The following is a 17,734-nucleotide window of genomic DNA, read 5'->3' as shown; positions in this document are numbered from 1 at the left end:
GCCAACGACGCGCAGGTTGGAGACATCATCTGGGCGCATGTACGATATACCGCCCCCGGTTTGAGTTGCCGCTCTGGGACAGATAGCCTTTTTGCACCAGCGATTTCAGCGCGCGAAAGAAGGTCGGGCGCGAAACGCTTTTGACCAGAGTGTGTTCAATCAGACCAAAAGTCCGCACTTCCTGATCCTGTTTGGAAAGCTCTTCGGCGGCGTAGTAAATGTCACGCTCAACCGGAGAGAGTTGCTCGAGCCCAAGGGTCTGTTCCATACTTTGCATCAATTTGCGAAGTTCGGTCAGTTTCGAGATTTCTGTCATTTCTTTACCTGTAGTTTTCCGTGTCGCCCCTTGCCAAAATACAAAGGTGAGAGATGCATTCGTTTTCAGTGGTGATTTGCAAGTCTCATATTGACACCCATCCCCGATGGATTACACTAGATATCTGATTAGGTTGCTCAAATCGCGAATGTGAGTGCGCGCTCATTGAGTATCCCCAAGGTCTTTACTTTCCGCCCGGTGCGAAAGCGCCGGGCATTTTCGTCATTATGACACCGTTGAGTACTCTAAACTGGCGAAACGGGCAATAAATTTGTATGCGCATTGCGCATATTACAACCATTGGGCGACTAAAGCTTTTTGTGTCGCCTCAAAAGAAAAGGGGGCGAAGCCGCCCCCTGATCTCTTCACCCGATTGCGACGGCTTTGATGTCATCGTCGATGAAGGGCAGGTACTGTTCAAAGTTCTCGGCAAACATCTGCACCAGTTTCTCAGCCTGCTTGTCAAACGCGGCCTGATCATCCCAGGTGCGGCGCGGGTCCAGCAGAACTTCGGCCACGCCGGGAACCGAGACCGGAACGTCAAAGCCGAAATTCGCATCCTTGCGGAACTCGGCATCGCGCAGCGATCCTTCCAGGGCAGCCGTCAGCAGGGCGCGGGTCGCGCGGATCGGCATGCGGCTGCCAACGCCATAGGCACCGCCGGTCCAGCCGGTGTTCACCAACCAGCAGGTCGCGCCGTGCTGGGCGATCTTGTCACGCAGCAGATTGCCGTACTCTTCCGGGCGACGCGGCATAAATGGCGCGCCGAAGCAGGTCGAGAATGTGGGCTGTGGTTCGGTAATGCCACGCTCGGTTCCGGCGACCTTCGAGGTGAAGCCCGACAGGAAGTGGTACATCGCCTGTGCCGGTGTCAGACGCGCGATCGGAGGCAGAACGCCAAACGCATCGCAGGTCAGCATGATGATGTTCTTCGGATGCCCACCCAAAGCGCTGCTGGACGCGTTTGAGATGTACTCGAGCGGGTAGGCGCAGCGCATGTTCGCTGTCAGCGAGTCGTCTTCGAAATCCAGCTCTTTGGTTTCGGGGTCAAAGACCATGTTTTCGATCACGGTGCCGAACTTGCTGGTGGTCGCGTAGATTTCCGGCTCGGCCTCGGCGTTCAGGTTGATCGTCTTGGCATAGCAGCCGCCTTCAAAGTTGAAAGTGCCGCGGTCCGACCAGCCGTGCTCGTCATCCCCGATCAGGGTGCGCGAGGGGTCGGCCGACAAAGTGGTTTTTCCGGTGCCGGACAGGCCGAAGAATACGGCCGTGTCGACCGGGTTGCCAACGGCGTGGTTGGCCGAGCAGTGCATAGGCATCACGCCTTTTTCCGGCAGCATGTAGTTAAGCAAAGTGAACACGGACTTTTTGTTCTCACCCGCGTATTCCGTGCCGCCGATCAGGATCAGCTTGCGATCGAAGTTCAGCGCGATCACGGTTTCACTCTTGCAGCCATGCTTGGCTGGATCAGCCTGGAAGCTGGGGCAATTGATGACGGTAAAGTGCGCCACGAACTCTTCCAGATCTTCGCGATCCGGGCGGCGCAGCAGGTGGCGGATGAACAGGTTGTGCCAGGCCAGTTCGGTGACCATGCGCACGTTGATCGAATAGGCTGGATCGGCACCGCCGACGAGGTCCTGCACGAAGTAATCGCGGCCTTTCATATGCGCCAGCATGTCTTCGTACAGTGCGTCAAACCCTTCGGGGGTCATCGCGGCATTGTTTTCCCACCAGATGGTGTCGGCAACGCTGTCGGTCTTGACGACGTGTTTGTCCTTGGGGGAACGACCGGTGAATTTGCCGGTGGTTACCAGGAAGGCTCCGCCATTGCCAAGGGTGCCTTCGCCGCGCTTCAGCGCCTCTTCGATCAGCGCCGGTTCCATGAAGTTATAATAGACATTGCCCAGACCCTCGATGCCCTGATCTTCGAGGCGGAATTGCGGGTTAACCCGTCCAGATGTCATGTGTGTCTTCTCCTGTGGCGGCGCGTCGGCGGTTGGGCCGGGGTGCGCTCTTGGGGCAGTATGCCGGGAAAAACCGGCGGATGGGCGGGTCTTATCACGGTCGTTTAGGGCATGAACAGCACGGTTTGACGTAGTTAGCGCAACCAAGTCAAAGTTTAGCGCCACCAATAATTTCCTGTCGGAAAACAAGGCGCTTTTACGCGCATGTTAACGGCTTTTTTGCCGCATCTGTGTGACAACAATCGCACGATTCGCAGATACGGATTGATTCGGGGCCATAAAAACGACAAAGATGCCTTACTAATAAGCGAATAATTGCGTGAGTGAGCAGGAATAGGGGTTAACCCGATGTCAAAGATTGCACTGGTGGACGACGACAGAAATATCCTGACGTCCGTTTCCATGACACTCGAAGCCGAAGGGTTCGAGGTTGAGACGTATAATGATGGACAGGCAGCGCTGGACGCTTTCAACAAGAAACTGCCCGACATGGCTGTTCTGGATATAAAGATGCCGCGAATGGACGGGATGGACCTGTTGCAGCGGTTGCGGCAGAAAACCCAGATGCCGGTGATTTTCCTAACCTCCAAAGATGACGAGATCGACGAGGTTCTTGGTCTGCGCATGGGCGCGGATGACTATGTCAAAAAGCCGTTCTCGCAGCGTCTTCTGGTGGAGCGCATCCGCGCGCTACTGCGCCGGCAGGAGGCAACCACGGGAGATGCGACCACCGCCAGCACCGGCGACGCCAAAGTAATGGAGCGTGGCGATCTGCGGATGGACCCGCTGCGCCACGCGGTCAGCTGGAAAGGGTCGGACGTGTCCCTGACCGTGACTGAGTTCCTATTGCTTCAAGCGTTGGCGCAGCGACCGGGCTTTGTCAAAAGCCGCGATCAGCTGATGGACGTTGCCTATGACGATCAGGTCTATGTGGACGACCGCACTATCGATAGCCACATCAAGCGCCTGCGCAAGAAAATGCGCGCCGCAGACCCCGAGTTTTCGGCGATCGAAACGCTGTACGGCATTGGGTACAGGTACAACGAAGAATAAGCGTGGCCATTAATCAGGGGTAACCGGGTCTCGTGCGCGATACGGAACAAGCCAGCGAATTGCGGGACGGTGATGTCGTTCTGGGGGATGACTGGGTCATCCCGCAAGACCCCGAGTCTGCCGAGCTTCGCGCTTCCCGTCGTCGTCGCAACCTGTTTTCCCTGCGCGGTTCGCCTCTGGCGCGCAAGATCATCACCCTGAACCTGATCGCTCTGGTCATCTTGGTGACGGGTTTGCTGTATCTCGACGACTCGCGGGGGGAACAGCTGCGGCAAACGGCCCGCAATTTGGTTGGCGACGCGCAGTTGGTTAGCAACGTGTTCGAGGCTCAGCTACGACAGACGGCGTCCGGGCTGACGCAGGATTCAAGCGCGTTGGACGTGAAAGATACTCTGGCCGGTCTCAGCCTGCCTGAAGGTGGAGAGGTCTTTGTATACGATGCGCGGGGTACGCTGATTGGGTGGGCGCGGGGCGCAGCATCGGAAACGCCGGCCTTGTTGGCATCAGAAGCAGAGCTTCAGACGGGCAGCACCGTGATCAGCGACGCGCTTAATGCAGTGTGGACGGGCTTGTCACGCGTGTTTTCCGGCAGTGAACCCGGCGAAGCACCGACACTGGCACAAAGGGTTCAAGCGATTGTGCCCAGCGCGCTGCAGGGTGAAGTGCAGGTACAGGCGGTTAAGGATGATTTCGGCGAAACGGTGATTGTAGCCGCAGCACCCATTCTGCTGGACAGCGCCGCGGTCGGCGCCGTGGCTATGGCCGGACCTTCGGGGGAAATCGACGCTTTGGCTCGTCGCGAGCAGGAGCGTATTCTGCAAATGTTTGTCGTCGCCCTGCTGGTTTCCATCGGGTTGAGTCTGGTGCTGGCTTCGACGATCGCCAACCCGCTTGCCGATCTGGCCGCTGCGGCTGAACTGGGCAAGGACCGAGGCGCGGGCGTGAATCCGGGACGGATCCGTATCCCCGATCTGACCGCGCGCCCGGACGAAATCGGCCTGCTCAGTCGCGCACTAAGGGGCATGGTGACAGCGCTGTATAACAGGATCGATGCGAATGAACAGTTCGCCGCTGATGTCGCCCATGAGATCAAGAACCCGCTGGCCAGTCTGCAATCTGCCGTGGGTACGCTGCGAATGGTCAAGCGCGAGGATCAGCGCGAGAAACTGATGGGCGTAATCGAACACGACGTGCGCCGCTTGGACCGTTTGGTCAGCGACATCTCGAACGCGTCCCGCTTGGATGCGGAACTGGTCAAGGAAGAAGAACAGCCCTTTGACCTTTTGAAACTGGTTGGCAATATCAGCCAGTATCTGGGCGAAGACGCGCGATCCAAGGGGATCGACTATATCACCGACCTGCCTGAAAACCCGATCATCATCAACGGGCTCGAGGCGCGTCTGGCTCAGGTCTTTGTCAATCTGATCACCAACGCGATTTCGTTCTGCGAAGAAAAAGATGCAATCCGCGTCTGGGTGCGCCGGCGCCAAAACCGCGTTCTGGTTGTGGTCGAAGACACAGGTCCCGGCATCCCCGAACAGGCGCTGACCAAAGTTTTCAAACGGTTCTATTCGCAGCGACCTGCCGAGCATTTCGGGAATAACTCGGGTCTGGGGCTGGCGATCTCGAAGCAGATTGTCGAGGCTCACGGCGGCGTAATCTGGGCCGAGAACATCCGCCCGACCGAGGCTGACATCACCTCGGACCCGTTGGGCGCGCGCTTTGTTGTCGGGCTGCCTGTTTGATCCATGAGCGGCCCGTCCGTCTATGATCTGGCCGAACACGATAGCGCCATCATTCACGCGAGTTGCGTTGCGGTTGCGGGGCAAGCTTTGCTGATTGTGGGTGCCTCGGGTTCTGGCAAGTCCGCTCTGGCGCTTCAGATGATGGCGCTGGGGGCCGACCTGGTCGGGGATGACCGGGTCGAACTGCGCGCTGAGGGTGATCAGATCTTGGCCGATGCAGCCCCGAACATTCGCGGAATGATCGAAGCGCGGGGTATCGGAATTTTGAGAGCTTCCGCCGTGGGGCTTGTGCCCCTGGCCTGCGTGGTGGATCTGGACCAACAAGAACAAAAACGGTTTCCGGAAGCAAATGTGATCCGCGCCCTGAGGCAATCTGTTCCCTTGTTTCGGGGACTCGGCGTTCCCAATTTGGCCGCAGCACTGATGCAATTGATGAAAATGGGGCGCGTGGGCTCGGAATGGTCCGGCAAATGAAAAAACAACGGCGCATTGTCCTGGTCACCGGTCCTTCGGGGGCCGGGCGGACGACGGCCATTCATGTGCTTGAGGATCTGGGGTTTGAGGCTATCGACAACTTGCCCATGGGCCTGCTGACGCGCCTTTTGGACGGCCCTGAAAGTGACCAACCCATGGCGCTGGGGATTGATGCGCGCAATCGTGATTTCTCGACCATAGGGTTTATCGAACTGGCCGCGCGCCTGCGGGGCATGGATCAGGCGGATCTGACGATACTCTACCTCGATTGTACTGATGACGTCCTGTTGCGCCGCTTCTCGGAAACGCGAAGACGTCACCCGGTCGCGGTAGATGCAAGTCCGGAAACTGGTGTCCGGCAGGAAAAGGAACTGCTGGCCCCGATCCGCGAAATCGCCGACACATTGATCGATACCAGTGCTCTGAACGTCCATCAGTTGCGCGAAGAGGTCGAGCGTTGGTTCGCCCCAAAAAGCGGAAGACATCTGGCCGTCTCGATCGAGTCCTTCTCTTATAAACGCGGATTGCCGCGCGGTTTGGATATGGTTTTCGATTGTCGTTTTCTTGCCAACCCATATTGGCGACCAGAGTTGCGCGCCGAAGATGGTCGAAACCCGGACGTGGCGCGCTATGTACAGTCAGACGATAATTATGCACCGTTCTTCGACCGCGTCGTCGATCTGTTGAAACTGCTGCTCCCAGCGTTCCGCGCCGAAGGCAAAGCGCATCTTTCTGTGGCATTCGGGTGTACTGGAGGGCAACACAGGTCGGTGGCAATGGCAGAAGCGGTTGCAAAGGCCCTTGCAGAGGAGGGGCAGCAAGTGGCAGTTAGGCACCGCGAAATGGAACGTCGATCGTTGAATGTGAGGCCGGATTGATCGGGATCGTACTCGTAGCACATGGCGGGCTGGCCCAGGAGTATCTGGCAGCCATGCAGCATGTGGTCGGAAAACAACCTGGGCTGGTCGCAATCTCGATCGAGGCGGATCACGATCGCGAAGCGAAACAGGCAGAGATATGCGCCGCTGCGGATAACGTCGATGCCGGCGATGGTGTTGTCGTTGTCACGGACCTGTTCGGTGGCAGCCCTTCGAATCTGAGTCTGAAAGCCTGCACGCCGCAGGATCGCCGTATTCTTTACGGTGCAAATTTGCCTATGCTTATTAAACTGGCCAAAAGTCGCCACCTGCCGATCGGGGATGCCGTGCGCCGCGCGATGGAGGCTGGACGAAAATATATTAACGCGCAAAATGTGACGTTGGACTAAGACCGGATTGATTAAGAATGACCAACCGAAGCTTGAAAATAATAAACGAAAAGGGTTTGCACGCCCGCGCCTCGGCTAAGCTGGTTGAGGTGGTTGAGGGCTTTGATGCGCAGGCAGAGGTGTCCAAAGACGGACTTTCTGCCTCAGGGGACAGTATCATGGGGCTTTTGATGTTGGCAGCCTCGCGCGGAACGACTATTGACGTCGAGACGTCCGGACCGGATGCTGAGGCGTTGGCAGATGCATTGGAAACCCTGGTGAACGACAAGTTCGGGGAAGGGTTCTGAACGGCTCGGTCGCGACACGAAAAACGGGAAGGCCAGGAATTGGCGGAAACAACGCACGAGACCAAGACAGGCCCGGTTGTGGATGGGACAGATGACCAGGGTGAAGTCTACGACCGTAGAACCCTGACCTATGCGAACTCGTTCGACGACGCCTGGACGTCCACGGCCATTCGGGCCATTGAATGGTGCACAGGTAAGCTGACCATTCTGCGCATGGTCAATAAGTTCGAAAAAAAGAATGAATACTATCGGGGCCAACGGTTCTGGGGCGGCGCGCTTGAGGTTATGGGAATCAACCTCACCACGCCGCAGGAACAGATCGCGCGAATTCCCAAAAAGGGGCCTGTGGTCGTCGTAGCAAACCATCCGCACGGAATGGTCGACGGCATGATACTGGCCGAACTGATTGGACAGGTTCGCAGTGATTATCGCATTCTGACCCGCTCGGTCCTGACCGGGCTGGATGAGGCTGCGACATCGTTCATGATTCCGGTACCATTCCCACACGACCCAGAGGCGCAGACCAAGATGCTGGAAATGCGCAGCAAGGCGATGGACCATCTGAAGGACGGCGGGGTTGTCGCGCTGTTCCCGTCGGGCGTGGTCATGTCCTCAGACGACTGGTTTGGCCCTGCGCAAGAGCGTGAATGGAATGTATTCACCGCCAAAATGATCCGTCGGTCCGGCGCTCAGGTGGTGCCGATTTTCTTCCCCGGAAGAAACTCGCGCGCTTATCAGATTGCCAACAAGCTGTCACCGATCCTGCGGCAGGGCCTGCTGCTTCATGAAATCGTTCGCTCCTGCAATAAACCGCAGTCCCCAGTGATCGGAGAGCCAATCTCGGACGAAGACATGAAACTGCTGGAACGCGATCCGCGCGGCTTTATGTCATGGCTCAGAAAACGCACCATGGCGTTGGGTGAAACGCTCAAGCGTTGATCCGCTCTTCATCTGGCTAAAAATATCCCGGGGGTGAGCCCGGATGAAATCCGGGCGAGGGGGCTGGCCCCCTTTTACCGTGTTGGAACCGGGGTTTCACCGCGATAGTCATAGAACCCGCGTTCGGTCTTGCGCCCCAGCCACCCGGCTTCGACATATTTTGTCAGCAGGGGACACGGCCGGTACTTGGTGTCCGCCAGACCATCATGCAGCACGTTCATGATCGCCAGACAGGTGTCTAGCCCGATAAAATCCGCCAGCTCCAGTGGACCCATCGGGTGATTTGCACCCAAGCGCATCGACTGGTCAATCGACTGCACGCTGCCCACGCCTTCGTAAAGCGTATAGACGGCTTCGTTAATCATCGGCATCAAGATGCGGTTCACGATAAAGGCCGGGAAATCTTCGGCGCTGGCCGCCGTTTTGCCTAAACGGTCCACCACGGCCTTGCAGGATTTGAACGTCTCTTCATCGGTGGCGATGCCGCGGATCAATTCGACCAACTGCATCACAGGCACAGGGTTCATGAAGTGGAACCCCATGAAACGCTCGGGCCTGTCGGTCCGACTGGCGAGCCGTGTGATCGAAATTGAAGACGTGTTGGATGTGAGAATCGTGTGTGGCAGCAAGTGGGGCTGCAGATCCTCAAAGATGGCCTGTTTGATCGCCTCACGCTCGGTTGCGGCTTCGATCACCAGGTCAGTCTGACCAAGCTGGGGCAATTCCAGGGTCGTGGTGATCCGGCTCAGCGCCGCGCGCATCTCGTCGTCCGAGATTTTTCCGCGCGATGCCTGTCGTGCCAGGTTGCCCTCAATCGTCGTCAACGCTTTGCCGAGCGCGTCTTCGGAAACGTCGTTCAGAAGAACGTTATACTCCGCCAAGGCCAGAACATGGGCGATACCATTGCCCATCTGACCTGCGCCAATCACTCCGACTGATTTTACATCCATGTTCAGGTGCCTTTGTGTCCCGCGATATGGCGACAGTATCGACAGATCGGGGCGGGCGGCAAGGGGATCAGTCCGTTCGAATTTGCTTCAAATGCGCACATTAGGAATTTCTCAAGATTTGCGGCTGCAAGATGGCAACCGGGTGAAAATGGGTGAGTGTTATGAGCTATCATCAAACAGGCTCGGGGGAACCCGGGCATGAAGTCTGTCAATATGACGGGTCGCGGCTGTGGTTTCGGGGCACACGGCGTGTATTGGATCAGCCCTATATGGCTTGCGCCGGTGGGGATGAGACATTTGGGCGGTTTGTACAACGCCCCTTTGCAACCCTGCTGGAGGAGCGCACTGACAGGCGGGTTCTGAACCTTGGTTGCCTGTTCAGCGGGGTGGATGCCCTATGTCTGGACAGCGGGCTGTTCGATTTGCTGAAAACGGCCGATCTATGCGTCTTGCAGGTGCCTGGATTGTTGGGGCAGACCAATCATTTTTATCGCGTGCATCCCAGGCGCAACGATCGCTTTCTTGAACCGACTGGTGATCTGATCCGCCTCTATCCCGAGGTTGATTTTACCGAAGTGCATTTTGTGCGCCACCTGATGACAAGCCTTCAGAGGTTTCCGGACGCACGTGTCGAGGTTGTTCTGGATGAGCTGCGCCGCAACTGGGTGCGTCAGGTCGGCGACCTTCTTCGCCGTTTAGACGTACCGGTGATCCTGCTAAGGCTTCAGGTGCTTCGCGATCCCGATGGTGCAGATCTTCTAGACCTCAATGTGACGGATGCGATGATCGAGGATGTCCGCCCGTTCTGTGCCCAATGCGTTGACGTTACAACACGGGTCTGCGGCCAGTCGGATGAGATTGAGGACATGCTGTTTGGAACGCTGCAGCAGCCGATGGCCGAACACATGATAGGCCCGGCGGCGCATAGGGCCATTGCTGATGAACTGGTCGCTTCAGTACGGAACCTGAACTGAAAAAGGCCCGCCATTTGGCGGGCCTTTCCATTTTCTTCAAAAGAGTTTCCTGGGCCAGGATCAGCCGAGTTTTTCGGTCAGCTCAGGAACAGCCTGGAACAGGTCTGCGACGAGGCCGAAATCCGCAACCTGGAAGATCGGGGCTTCTTCGTCTTTGTTGATCGCAACGATGACTTTCGAGTCTTTCATACCAGCCAAGTGCTGGATCGCGCCCGAGATGCCGACCGCAACATACAGGTCAGGTGCAACAACCTTACCGGTCTGACCAACCTGCCAGTCGTTCGGAGCATAGCCCGAGTCAACAGCGGCACGCGACGCGCCAACAGCGGCACCCAGCTTGTCGGCCAGTGTTTCGATCAGTTTGAAGTCTTCTTCCGAGCCAACCCCACGGCCGCCCGAAACAACAACGCCAGCCGAAGTCAGTTCCGGACGATCGCTTTCGGCAACCTTGTCCTCGACCCACGAAGACAGACCGGGGTTGTCACCAACTGCGATGGTCTCAACCGCAGCCGAACCACCTTCGCCAGCCGCGTCGAACGAAGCAGTACGGAAGGTGACGACTTTCTTGGCGTCGCTCGACTTTACGGTCTGGATCGCGTTGCCTGCATAGATCGGACGCTCGAAGGTCGAACCGTCAACCACACCGGATGCATCCGAGATGATCATGGCATCCAGCAGAGCCGCGACGCGGGGCATCACGTTCTTCGCGTCGGTGGTGGCGGGGGCAACGATGTGCTCGTACCCGTCGGCCAGTCCGACGATCAGGGCTGCGGTCGATTCCGCGAGGCGATGGCCCAGCGAGTCGTCTTCGGCAACCAGAACCTTGGAAACGCCATCGATCTTGGCGGCGGCTTCACCGGCAGCAGCGGCGGAACCGCCTGCGGCCAGAACGGTCACATCACCCAGCGCCTTGGCGGCGGTGACAGCCTTGGCGGTGGCGTCCAGCGCCAGTTCGCCGTTGTTGACTTCTGCGAGAAGAAGAACAGCCATTACACAGCCCCCGCTTCTTTGAGTTTCTCGACCAGCTCGTCTACTGAGCCCACGACGATACCAGCGGCGCGTGCCGGCGGCTCTTCGGTCTTGACGACTTCCAGACGCGGAGTGACGTCGACGCCGTAATCGGCGGCGGTTTTCTCGTCCAGCGGCTTTTTCTTCGCCTTCATGATGTTCGGCAACGACGCATAGCGCGGCTCGTTCAGGCGCAGGTCAACGGTCACGATGGTCGGCATCTTGACGCTGATGGTCTGCAGACCGCCATCTACCTCACGGGTGATCTTGGCGCTGTCGCCTTCGATGTCGACTTCGGAGGCAAAGGTGCCTTGCGACCAGCCCAGCAGGGCCGACAGCATTTGACCGGTGGCGTTCATGTCGTTGTCGATTGCCTGCTTACCGGCCAGAACCAGACCGGGCTGCTCTTCCTCGACCACTTTGGCCAGGATCTTGGCAACGGCCAGAGGCTCGATATCAGTGTGCACGTCATCGGCGGCAACAACCAGAATGGCGCGGTCGGCGCCCATGGCCAGCGCGGTACGCAGGGTTTCCTGCGCCTGCTTCACACCGATCGAAACCGCAACGACTTCGTCAGCCTTGCCAGCTTCTTTCAGACGAATCGCCTCTTCGACGGCGATCTCGTCGAACGGGTTCATCGACATTTTGACATTGGCGAGATCGACACCGCTACCGTCCGCTTTCACGCGGACCTTCACATTATAGTCAATCACGCGTTTGACAGGCACGAGTACCTTCATTTTGCGCTTGCTCCTCACAAATAACGGTAAGCCGCGTTGCGACTCCACCAATGCTCTCGGACGACTGAATAGCGTCTCAATTCACGCTGCAACAGGGCAAAATCGTCACGTCATGAACTTGAGACGTCGCGTTTCGTATATTTTGACGCAACGGCGCGAAACTAAATTGCTTTGCCACGGCTCAGCGGTTCGCGCCGGGAACCCACAAAACGTCCGCCGTGCCGTTGTCGTTGGCGCAGCGCGCGGCCACGAAAAACCAGTCGCTCAACCGATTGAGGTACTTCACCGCGACCTCGTTCACGGGTTCCATATTGGTCAATTCGACGGCCAAGCGTTCGGCTCGGCGCGACACGGTCCGGCAGACATGAAGATGGGCCGCCAGGCGGGAGCCGCCGGGCAGGATGAAGCTGCGCAGAGGTTCCAGCGTTTCATTCATCACGTCGATCTCGGCTTCCAGCCGGTCGATCTGAGCTGCAACGATCCGCAGCGGCGGGTAATCGGCCTCGGCGTCCTTTTCCATGTCTGGACGGCAGAAATCCGCGCCCAAATCGAACAAGTCGTTTTGAATACGGGCGAGTGCGGCGTCCACTTCGCCCTCGGCCTCGGTCCGGGCCACGCCGACAAAGGCGTTCAGCTCGTCAACCGTCCCATAGGCCGTCACACGGCCAGAATACTTGGCGACACGCTCGCCATTGCCCAAAGCAGTTTTCCCGTCATCGCCGGTGCGCGTGTAGATCTTGTTGAGTACGACCATTTATTGAACTCCTTGTCCGCGCAGCCAGACGTAGAGCACGATCAGCACCACGGCAATGAACTGGAACAGAATTCGCAGTTGCATCATCTTGTTGCTTTTGAGCGCGGCACTTTTACCGGCTTTGCCGAAGTTCGAGATGCCAATCACCAGCACAACGACAACCGCCGCCATGGCCAACAACAAAACGACCATCAAAAGGTCCATGGGTACACCGTCCGCTTCTCTTGTTTCCTGAGGGTACCATCTAGACCCCCACGTGTGAAAAGCGAACGGGTAATTTCGCCTCAGACGTCGGACAAGATGCGGTCGATGGTCCGGGTCGGCAAAAGGCGGCGCAGGTAACCGGCGATATAGGTCGGCGTGGTCACGTAGTAACGCGGTCGCGGTCTTTTGGATTCGACCGCATGGGCCAGCTTGTCGGTCACAGCAGATGCGGGAAGCTCAAAACGGTCGGGTCCGGAGGATTCGTATAGTCTTTTCAATAGCGAAGACTCGTACCTGTCCCGCAGGGCCGAGGACTCCCAGTTGATGAACCGCTCGAAGAAAGGGATCGAGTTTTCGCGGATTTTCGAGGTGATCGGACCGGGCTCAATCAAGATCGCCTTGATGTCCGTATCGGCCAATTCCAGCCGCAGGGTGTCGGTCAGACCTTCGATCGCGTATTTCGTGGCGACATAGGCACCCCGCCATGGGAACGCGACAAATCCCAACACTGACGAGTTCTGAACGATTCGCCCATGCCCCTGCGCCCGCATGACTGGAATCACTTGCCGGGTCAGCTCGTGCCAGCCAAAAAAGTTGGCCTCAAAAATCTGGCGCAGCCCCTCGGTCGGCAAATCTTCGACCGCACCGGGCAGGCCATGCGCCCCATTGTTAAACAGCGCGTCTAGCGTGCCACCGGTGGCCTCTAGGACTTCGGCCAGGCCTTCGGTGATGCTTTCGGCGTCGGTATAGTCAATGCGCGGGCTTTCAAAACCCTGCGCCCGCAGACGGTCGCAGTCGCGCTGCTGTCGGCACGACGCAAAAACACGCCAGCCGCGCGCACGCATACCGTGTGCTGCGTCCAGGCCGATACCGGACGAGCAGCCGGTGATAAGAATGGTTTTCTGCATGATCTTCCTGACCGTTAACCCACGTCAAAGCTATTGTGGGGATTGGGGCAGGACAATGATGGCACTACGTCAGTTTTCGATTTTTCGAACCAACGAGGCGGAAATCCAGCCGACCTGTTGCTCGGGCAACACGCGCAGGCGCAACCAACCGGTGCCGGATTCGCTCAGCACCTCGACCTGCTGTCCAATGGTAGCCTTGCCAATGATCGGATAGATCGTGCCCGGTCCGTCGCGCATATTGACCCGTGTGCCAGTGATTTCGCGGATATCCCGCGCGGGCTCGGGTGTCGCTTCGACTTCCACAGGCTCTTCGGCAACTTGCCGCAGACCTGCCACACCGTCTTCCAGTGAGGCCAGTGTGATGGTGGCGCTCTGATCGTCAAAGACCGACACACCGGACAAGCTGGGCAGATTGGCCGGTTCGGTGACGATCTGAACGACCTCTTCGGTTTGCAGGGGCGTTTGTACACGCTCTGACGGGGTGCGCACGGCGACATTGGTGACCAACTCTTCGACCCGCGCCGGTGCAACAGGCGCAGGTTTCGGCACCGAGGCTACGCGCTCTGGTTGTTCGGTTCGCAGGCCACGCGGTTCGAAATTCGGCCCGCCGCTCATCACGTAAAAGCACCAGCCCAGTGCAGCGAAAGTCAAAACAATAAGGCGCGTCATGGCGCATCCCCCGGCAATCATAAGGTACAAGAAATAGGCAGCAGTCTAATGAAGACAGCCTAGCATAATTCGGGGTCCGAGTCGAAAAATGGGGGAAATCCGGGACTTGCCTCCCCCTGTTGCAAAAAGCGCGACTTGTCCCCAGCAAAATACCTGCTGGTTGCTTTACCAGCGCGCTCTTGCGGCGTATCACATCATATATGAACGATACGATCGACGACCCCAACATGGAGGCCCCCGAGGGTGGGGGCGAGGTAGCTGAACCGCTGCGCCGCGCGATTGGCGAACGCTATCTGACCTATGCGCTGTCCACCATTATGCACCGGGCTTTGCCCGATGCCCGCGACGGGTTGAAGCCGGTTCACCGGCGAATCCTCTATGCCATGCGCGAGCTGCGACTCAGTGCGACGGGCGGATTCCGGAAGTCCGCGAAGATTTCCGGCGACGTGATGGGTAACTATCACCCGCATGGCGACGCTGCGATTTACGATGCGATGGCGCGTCTGGCGCAGGACTTTAACGTCCGCTATCCGCTGGTCGACGGGCAGGGGAACTTCGGCAATATCGACGGCGATAACCCGGCGGCCTCGCGATACACCGAGGCGCGGATGACCATTGTGGCCGAGGCGCTGCTTGAGGGTTTGAACGAAGACGCTGTCGATTTCCGAGACAACTATGACGGCACACTGACCGAGCCGGTTGTGCTGCCCGCGCAGTTCCCGAACCTTTTGGCAAATGGTGCCAGCGGTATTGCGGTGGGTATGGCCACGAACATTCCGCCGCATAACATCGCTGAACTCTGTGATGCATGTCTGCACCTGATCAAAACGCCGGACGCGCGCGACGACACGCTGTTAAACTACGTCCCCGGACCGGACTTCCCGACCGGCGGTGTGATCGTCGAGCCGCCCGAGAACATCGCGCAGGCCTATCGCACCGGACGTGGCTCGTTCCGTCTGCGCTGTAAGTTCGAGGTCGAGGATCTGGGTCGCGGCCAATGGCAGATCGTGGTCACCGAAATTCCGTATCAGGTTCAGAAATCCAAGCTGATCGAAAAGATCGCGGAACTGATCCAGACCAAGAAAATCCCGATCCTCGCCGATGTACGCGATGAATCCGCCGATGACATCCGGCTGATCCTCGAACCACGCTCCAAGAACGTGGACCCCGAGGTGCTGATGGGCATGCTTTATCGCAACTCGGACCTTGAGGTGCGGTTCAGCCTGAACATGAACGTGCTGATCGACGGCGTGACGCCCAAGGTCTGCTCGATGAAGGAAGTGCTGCGCGCCTTCCTCGATCACCGGCAAGAGGTGCTGCTGCGCCGCTCGCGCCACCGCATGGCGAAGATCGACCACCGGTTGGAAGTGTTGGAGGGCTTTATCGTCGCCTTCCTCAACCTCGATCGCGTGATCGACATTATCCGTTATGACGATGACCCCAAAGCCGCGCTGATGCGCGAGGATTGGGGCATTGACCATGTCCGTGCGACCGACGAATCCGACTATGTTTCGCCCAAACCGGGTGAGGGCGAGTTGTCCGAGGTGCAGGTCGACGCCATCCTCAACATGCGCTTGCGCAGCCTGCGCCGTCTCGAAGAGATGGAATTGGTGCGTGAGCGTGACGAGTTGATGCTGGAACGCGCCAACCTTGAAGATCTGCTGGCCGATGAAGGTCTGCAATGGGCCAAGATTGCCGAGCAGCTCAAAGAGACCAAGAAGACCTTCGGCAAAGACTACGAAGGCGGCGCGCGTCGGACTCAGTTTGCCGAAGCCGGGCAGGTCGAAGAAGTTCCGCTTGAGGCGATGATCGACAAAGAACCGATCACGGTCGTCTGCTCTCAGATGGGGTGGATTCGCGCCATGACCGGTCATATCGACCTGAAGCGTGAGCTGAAGTTCAAGGACGGCGACGGCCCGCGCTTCATCTTCCACGCAGAAACGACAGACCGGCTGCTGGTCTTCGCCTCGAACGGGCGATTCTACACGGTCAGCGCTGCCAACCTGCCTGGTGGGCGGGGCATGGGTGAACCGCTGCGCCTGATGGTTGACCTGCCGAACGAAGCGCAGATCATCGACATTCTGATCCACCAGCCGGGACGCAAGTTGCTGGTCGCCTCGGATGCAGGCAACGGCTTTATGGTGCCCGAAGATGACGTGCTGGCCCAGACCCGGAACGGCAAACAGGTGCTGAACGTCAAAGGCGACGAGACGGCGATGATCTGTAAGCCCGTTGAAGGCGATCACGTGGCTGTGGTGTCCCAGAACGGCAAATTCCTGGTCTTCCCGACTGAGGAACTGCCCGAAATGGGGCGCGGCAAGGGCGTACGTCTGCAGAAATACAATATGGCGCGCGGCCGACAGGGGACACTGGAACTGGATGGCGGCCTGTCCGACATCACCACCTTCAACTGGGAAGATGGCCTGAAATGGTCTATGGGCGGTGACAAGACCCGGCACGAGGCTGATATGTCCCAGTGGTTGGCCAAGCGGGCCAGCGTCGGGAAAAAGGCCCCCTACGGCTTCCCGCGTGACTATAAATTCTCGTGAGCAAGCCACGCTTGCGGGTGGATTTCTGCCGATACGGCTTGGCACAGGCCGTATCGGTGCGCTAGATCAAAGAAAAACAGGCCTATCGAGACGAGAGACATGTTGCGAGCATTCACCCTGATTACCGGATTGGCCCTGATGGGCGCCTGCGCTCAGACGCAGGTTTATGAAGCACCTGAGTCGCTGGGCGAGTTCAAATTGCGCGTCAACTACGCCTTTGCGGAAAAGGCCCGGCAGGGTCCGGTGTCGCGGGATGCGACCCCTAAAGAATGGGAAGATGCGATTCAGAACGCCGTGAACATCCGTCTCGGTCGATATGAGGGCGCACAAGAATACGACATTGGCATCAGCCTGGAAGGTTACATGCTCGCACCTCCCGGCGTGCCTGTGATCTACAACCCAAAGAGCACGGCGATCGTTCTCGTGAATGTCTACGATGTCCGCCAGAAAGAGTTTCTGGCCAAGGGCAAACAGTTTCAGGTTCTGGAAGACACCACGGGCGAAAGTGCCCTTGCCGGCTCGGGTCATTCTCGCACGCGGGAAGAGCAAATGGACGGTCTTGCACTGAAAGTTGCCGACCGTGTCGAAGAGTGGTTGGCCGAAGAACACAAGGACAATGGCTGGTTCGACAAGCGACCAGACCTGATCCAGCCGCTGGAATCCGTCGAAGTCACGCAAAATCCGGCGTCATAAACGGATTTTAAGGCAGGATGTGCTTGATTTTCCCCTTTGAACCAAATATCTCGCGCGCGCAGATGTAACCACGGGACCAAGGGTCCCCCAAATCGCAAAAGGGCGCCTGAGGAATGGCAAAGGAAAAGTTTGAGCGTACAAAACCGCACGTCAACATCGGCACGATTGGCCACGTTGACCATGGTAAAACGACGCTGACCGCAGCGATCACCAAGTATTTCGGTGACTTCAAAGCGTATG

The 17,734-nt window shown here is 58.0% G+C and carries 20 protein-coding genes; 11 read left to right on the top strand and 9 right to left on the bottom strand.

Translation table 11 applies throughout. The features are described from left to right. Window positions 1-25 precede the first annotated feature (25 nt). The gene (locus J7416_RS05990; RefSeq protein WP_209223845.1) at window positions 26-316 is read right to left on the bottom strand and encodes a hypothetical protein; all 291 of its coding nucleotides are present in this window, start codon (window positions 314-316) and stop codon (window positions 26-28) included. A gap of 365 nt (window positions 317-681) precedes the next feature. Further along, window positions 682-2,280, bottom strand: a complete 1,599-nt coding sequence (locus J7416_RS05985) for a phosphoenolpyruvate carboxykinase (RefSeq protein WP_209223844.1) — start codon at window positions 2,278-2,280, stop codon at window positions 682-684. A gap of 348 nt (window positions 2,281-2,628) precedes the next feature. On the opposite strand from J7416_RS05985, the gene J7416_RS05980 reads away from it, so the two are divergent. The 7 genes from J7416_RS05980 to J7416_RS05950 are packed head-to-tail and all read left to right on the top strand — an operon-like array spanning window position 2,629 to window position 8,045. Then, window positions 2,629-3,333, top strand: coding sequence for a response regulator transcription factor (locus tag J7416_RS05980; protein ID WP_170428750.1), 705 nt, complete (start codon window positions 2,629-2,631; stop codon window positions 3,331-3,333). Between the two features lie 32 nt (window positions 3,334-3,365). Further along, window positions 3,366-5,078: a sensor histidine kinase gene (locus J7416_RS05975; protein WP_209223843.1), complete on the top strand. Its 1,713-nt coding sequence runs from the start codon at window positions 3,366-3,368 to the stop codon at window positions 5,076-5,078. A gap of 3 nt (window positions 5,079-5,081) precedes the next feature. Beyond that, window positions 5,082-5,552: an HPr kinase/phosphatase C-terminal domain-containing protein gene (locus J7416_RS05970; RefSeq protein WP_209223842.1), complete on the top strand. Its 471-nt coding sequence runs from the start codon at window positions 5,082-5,084 to the stop codon at window positions 5,550-5,552. Next, the gene (gene rapZ / locus J7416_RS05965; protein WP_209223841.1) at window positions 5,549-6,430 is read left to right on the top strand and encodes an RNase adapter RapZ; all 882 of its coding nucleotides are present in this window, start codon (window positions 5,549-5,551) and stop codon (window positions 6,428-6,430) included. Before J7416_RS05970 ends, rapZ begins: the two co-directional genes overlap by 4 nt. Beyond that, complete coding sequence (locus J7416_RS05960; RefSeq protein WP_170428739.1) at window positions 6,427-6,819, top strand: PTS fructose transporter subunit IIA; 393 nt, start codon at window positions 6,427-6,429, stop codon at window positions 6,817-6,819. Before rapZ ends, J7416_RS05960 begins: the two co-directional genes overlap by 4 nt. Before the next feature lie 17 nt (window positions 6,820-6,836). Beyond that, window positions 6,837-7,106 (top strand): HPr family phosphocarrier protein, encoded by a 270-nt coding sequence (locus J7416_RS05955; protein ID WP_170428736.1) that lies wholly within the window; start codon window positions 6,837-6,839, stop codon window positions 7,104-7,106. A 39-nt stretch (window positions 7,107-7,145) separates the two neighbouring features. Continuing rightward, the gene (locus tag J7416_RS05950; RefSeq protein WP_209223840.1) at window positions 7,146-8,045 is read left to right on the top strand and encodes a lysophospholipid acyltransferase family protein; all 900 of its coding nucleotides are present in this window, start codon (window positions 7,146-7,148) and stop codon (window positions 8,043-8,045) included. A 74-nt stretch (window positions 8,046-8,119) separates the two neighbouring features. On the opposite strand, the gene J7416_RS05945 is transcribed toward J7416_RS05950, so the two are convergent. Then, window positions 8,120-8,995, bottom strand: a complete 876-nt coding sequence (locus J7416_RS05945) for a 3-hydroxybutyryl-CoA dehydrogenase (protein ID WP_209223839.1) — start codon at window positions 8,993-8,995, stop codon at window positions 8,120-8,122. A gap of 161 nt (window positions 8,996-9,156) precedes the next feature. Here J7416_RS05945 and J7416_RS05940 point away from each other — a divergent pair, with 161 nt between their 5' ends. Next, on the top strand, window positions 9,157-9,969 hold the full coding sequence (locus tag J7416_RS05940; protein ID WP_247744165.1) for a DUF6473 family protein: 813 nt from the start codon (window positions 9,157-9,159) through the stop codon (window positions 9,967-9,969). Between the two features lie 60 nt (window positions 9,970-10,029). On the opposite strand, the gene J7416_RS05935 is transcribed toward J7416_RS05940, so the two are convergent. The 6 genes from J7416_RS05935 to J7416_RS05910 all read right to left on the bottom strand — a co-directional run bounded on the left by J7416_RS05935 (window position 10,030) and on the right by J7416_RS05910 (window position 14,252). Continuing rightward, window positions 10,030-10,959, bottom strand: coding sequence for an FAD-binding protein (locus tag J7416_RS05935; RefSeq protein ID WP_209223837.1), 930 nt, complete (start codon window positions 10,957-10,959; stop codon window positions 10,030-10,032). Next, window positions 10,959-11,717, bottom strand: coding sequence for an electron transfer flavoprotein subunit beta/FixA family protein (locus J7416_RS05930; RefSeq protein ID WP_209223836.1), 759 nt, complete (start codon window positions 11,715-11,717; stop codon window positions 10,959-10,961). The genes J7416_RS05935 and J7416_RS05930 overlap by 1 nt, the downstream gene beginning before the upstream one ends. Window positions 11,718-11,898: 181 nt before the next feature. Beyond that, complete coding sequence (locus J7416_RS05925; protein WP_170428722.1) at window positions 11,899-12,471, bottom strand: cob(I)yrinic acid a,c-diamide adenosyltransferase; 573 nt, start codon at window positions 12,469-12,471, stop codon at window positions 11,899-11,901. Further along, a complete protein-coding gene (locus J7416_RS05920) occupies window positions 12,472-12,675 on the bottom strand; it encodes a twin transmembrane helix small protein (protein ID WP_170428719.1) in 204 nt (67 codons plus the stop codon). An 80-nt stretch (window positions 12,676-12,755) separates the two neighbouring features. Then, the gene (locus J7416_RS05915) at window positions 12,756-13,583 is read right to left on the bottom strand and encodes an SDR family NAD(P)-dependent oxidoreductase (protein ID WP_209223835.1); all 828 of its coding nucleotides are present in this window, start codon (window positions 13,581-13,583) and stop codon (window positions 12,756-12,758) included. A gap of 69 nt (window positions 13,584-13,652) precedes the next feature. Continuing rightward, window positions 13,653-14,252: an SH3 domain-containing protein gene (locus J7416_RS05910; protein WP_247744164.1), complete on the bottom strand. Its 600-nt coding sequence runs from the start codon at window positions 14,250-14,252 to the stop codon at window positions 13,653-13,655. Between the two features lie 200 nt (window positions 14,253-14,452). Between J7416_RS05910 and parC the strand changes: the two genes are divergently transcribed. The 3 genes from parC to J7416_RS05895 all read left to right on the top strand — a co-directional run. Beyond that, on the top strand, window positions 14,453-16,801 hold the full coding sequence (gene parC / locus J7416_RS05905) for a DNA topoisomerase IV subunit A (protein WP_209223834.1): 2,349 nt from the start codon (window positions 14,453-14,455) through the stop codon (window positions 16,799-16,801). Between the two features lie 99 nt (window positions 16,802-16,900). Next, window positions 16,901-17,494 (top strand): hypothetical protein, encoded by a 594-nt coding sequence (locus J7416_RS05900; RefSeq protein WP_209223833.1) that lies wholly within the window; start codon window positions 16,901-16,903, stop codon window positions 17,492-17,494. A gap of 113 nt (window positions 17,495-17,607) precedes the next feature. Beyond that, a partial coding sequence (locus J7416_RS05895) for a GTP-binding protein (RefSeq protein ID WP_231739787.1) occupies window positions 17,608-17,734 on the top strand: 127 nt, incomplete at its 3' end.

This window comes from Ruegeria sp. R14_0 (assembly GCF_017743975.1).
Lineage (GTDB): Bacteria > Pseudomonadota > Alphaproteobacteria > Rhodobacterales > Rhodobacteraceae > Ruegeria.
This window is presented reverse-complemented; position numbering and strand designations above follow the sequence as displayed.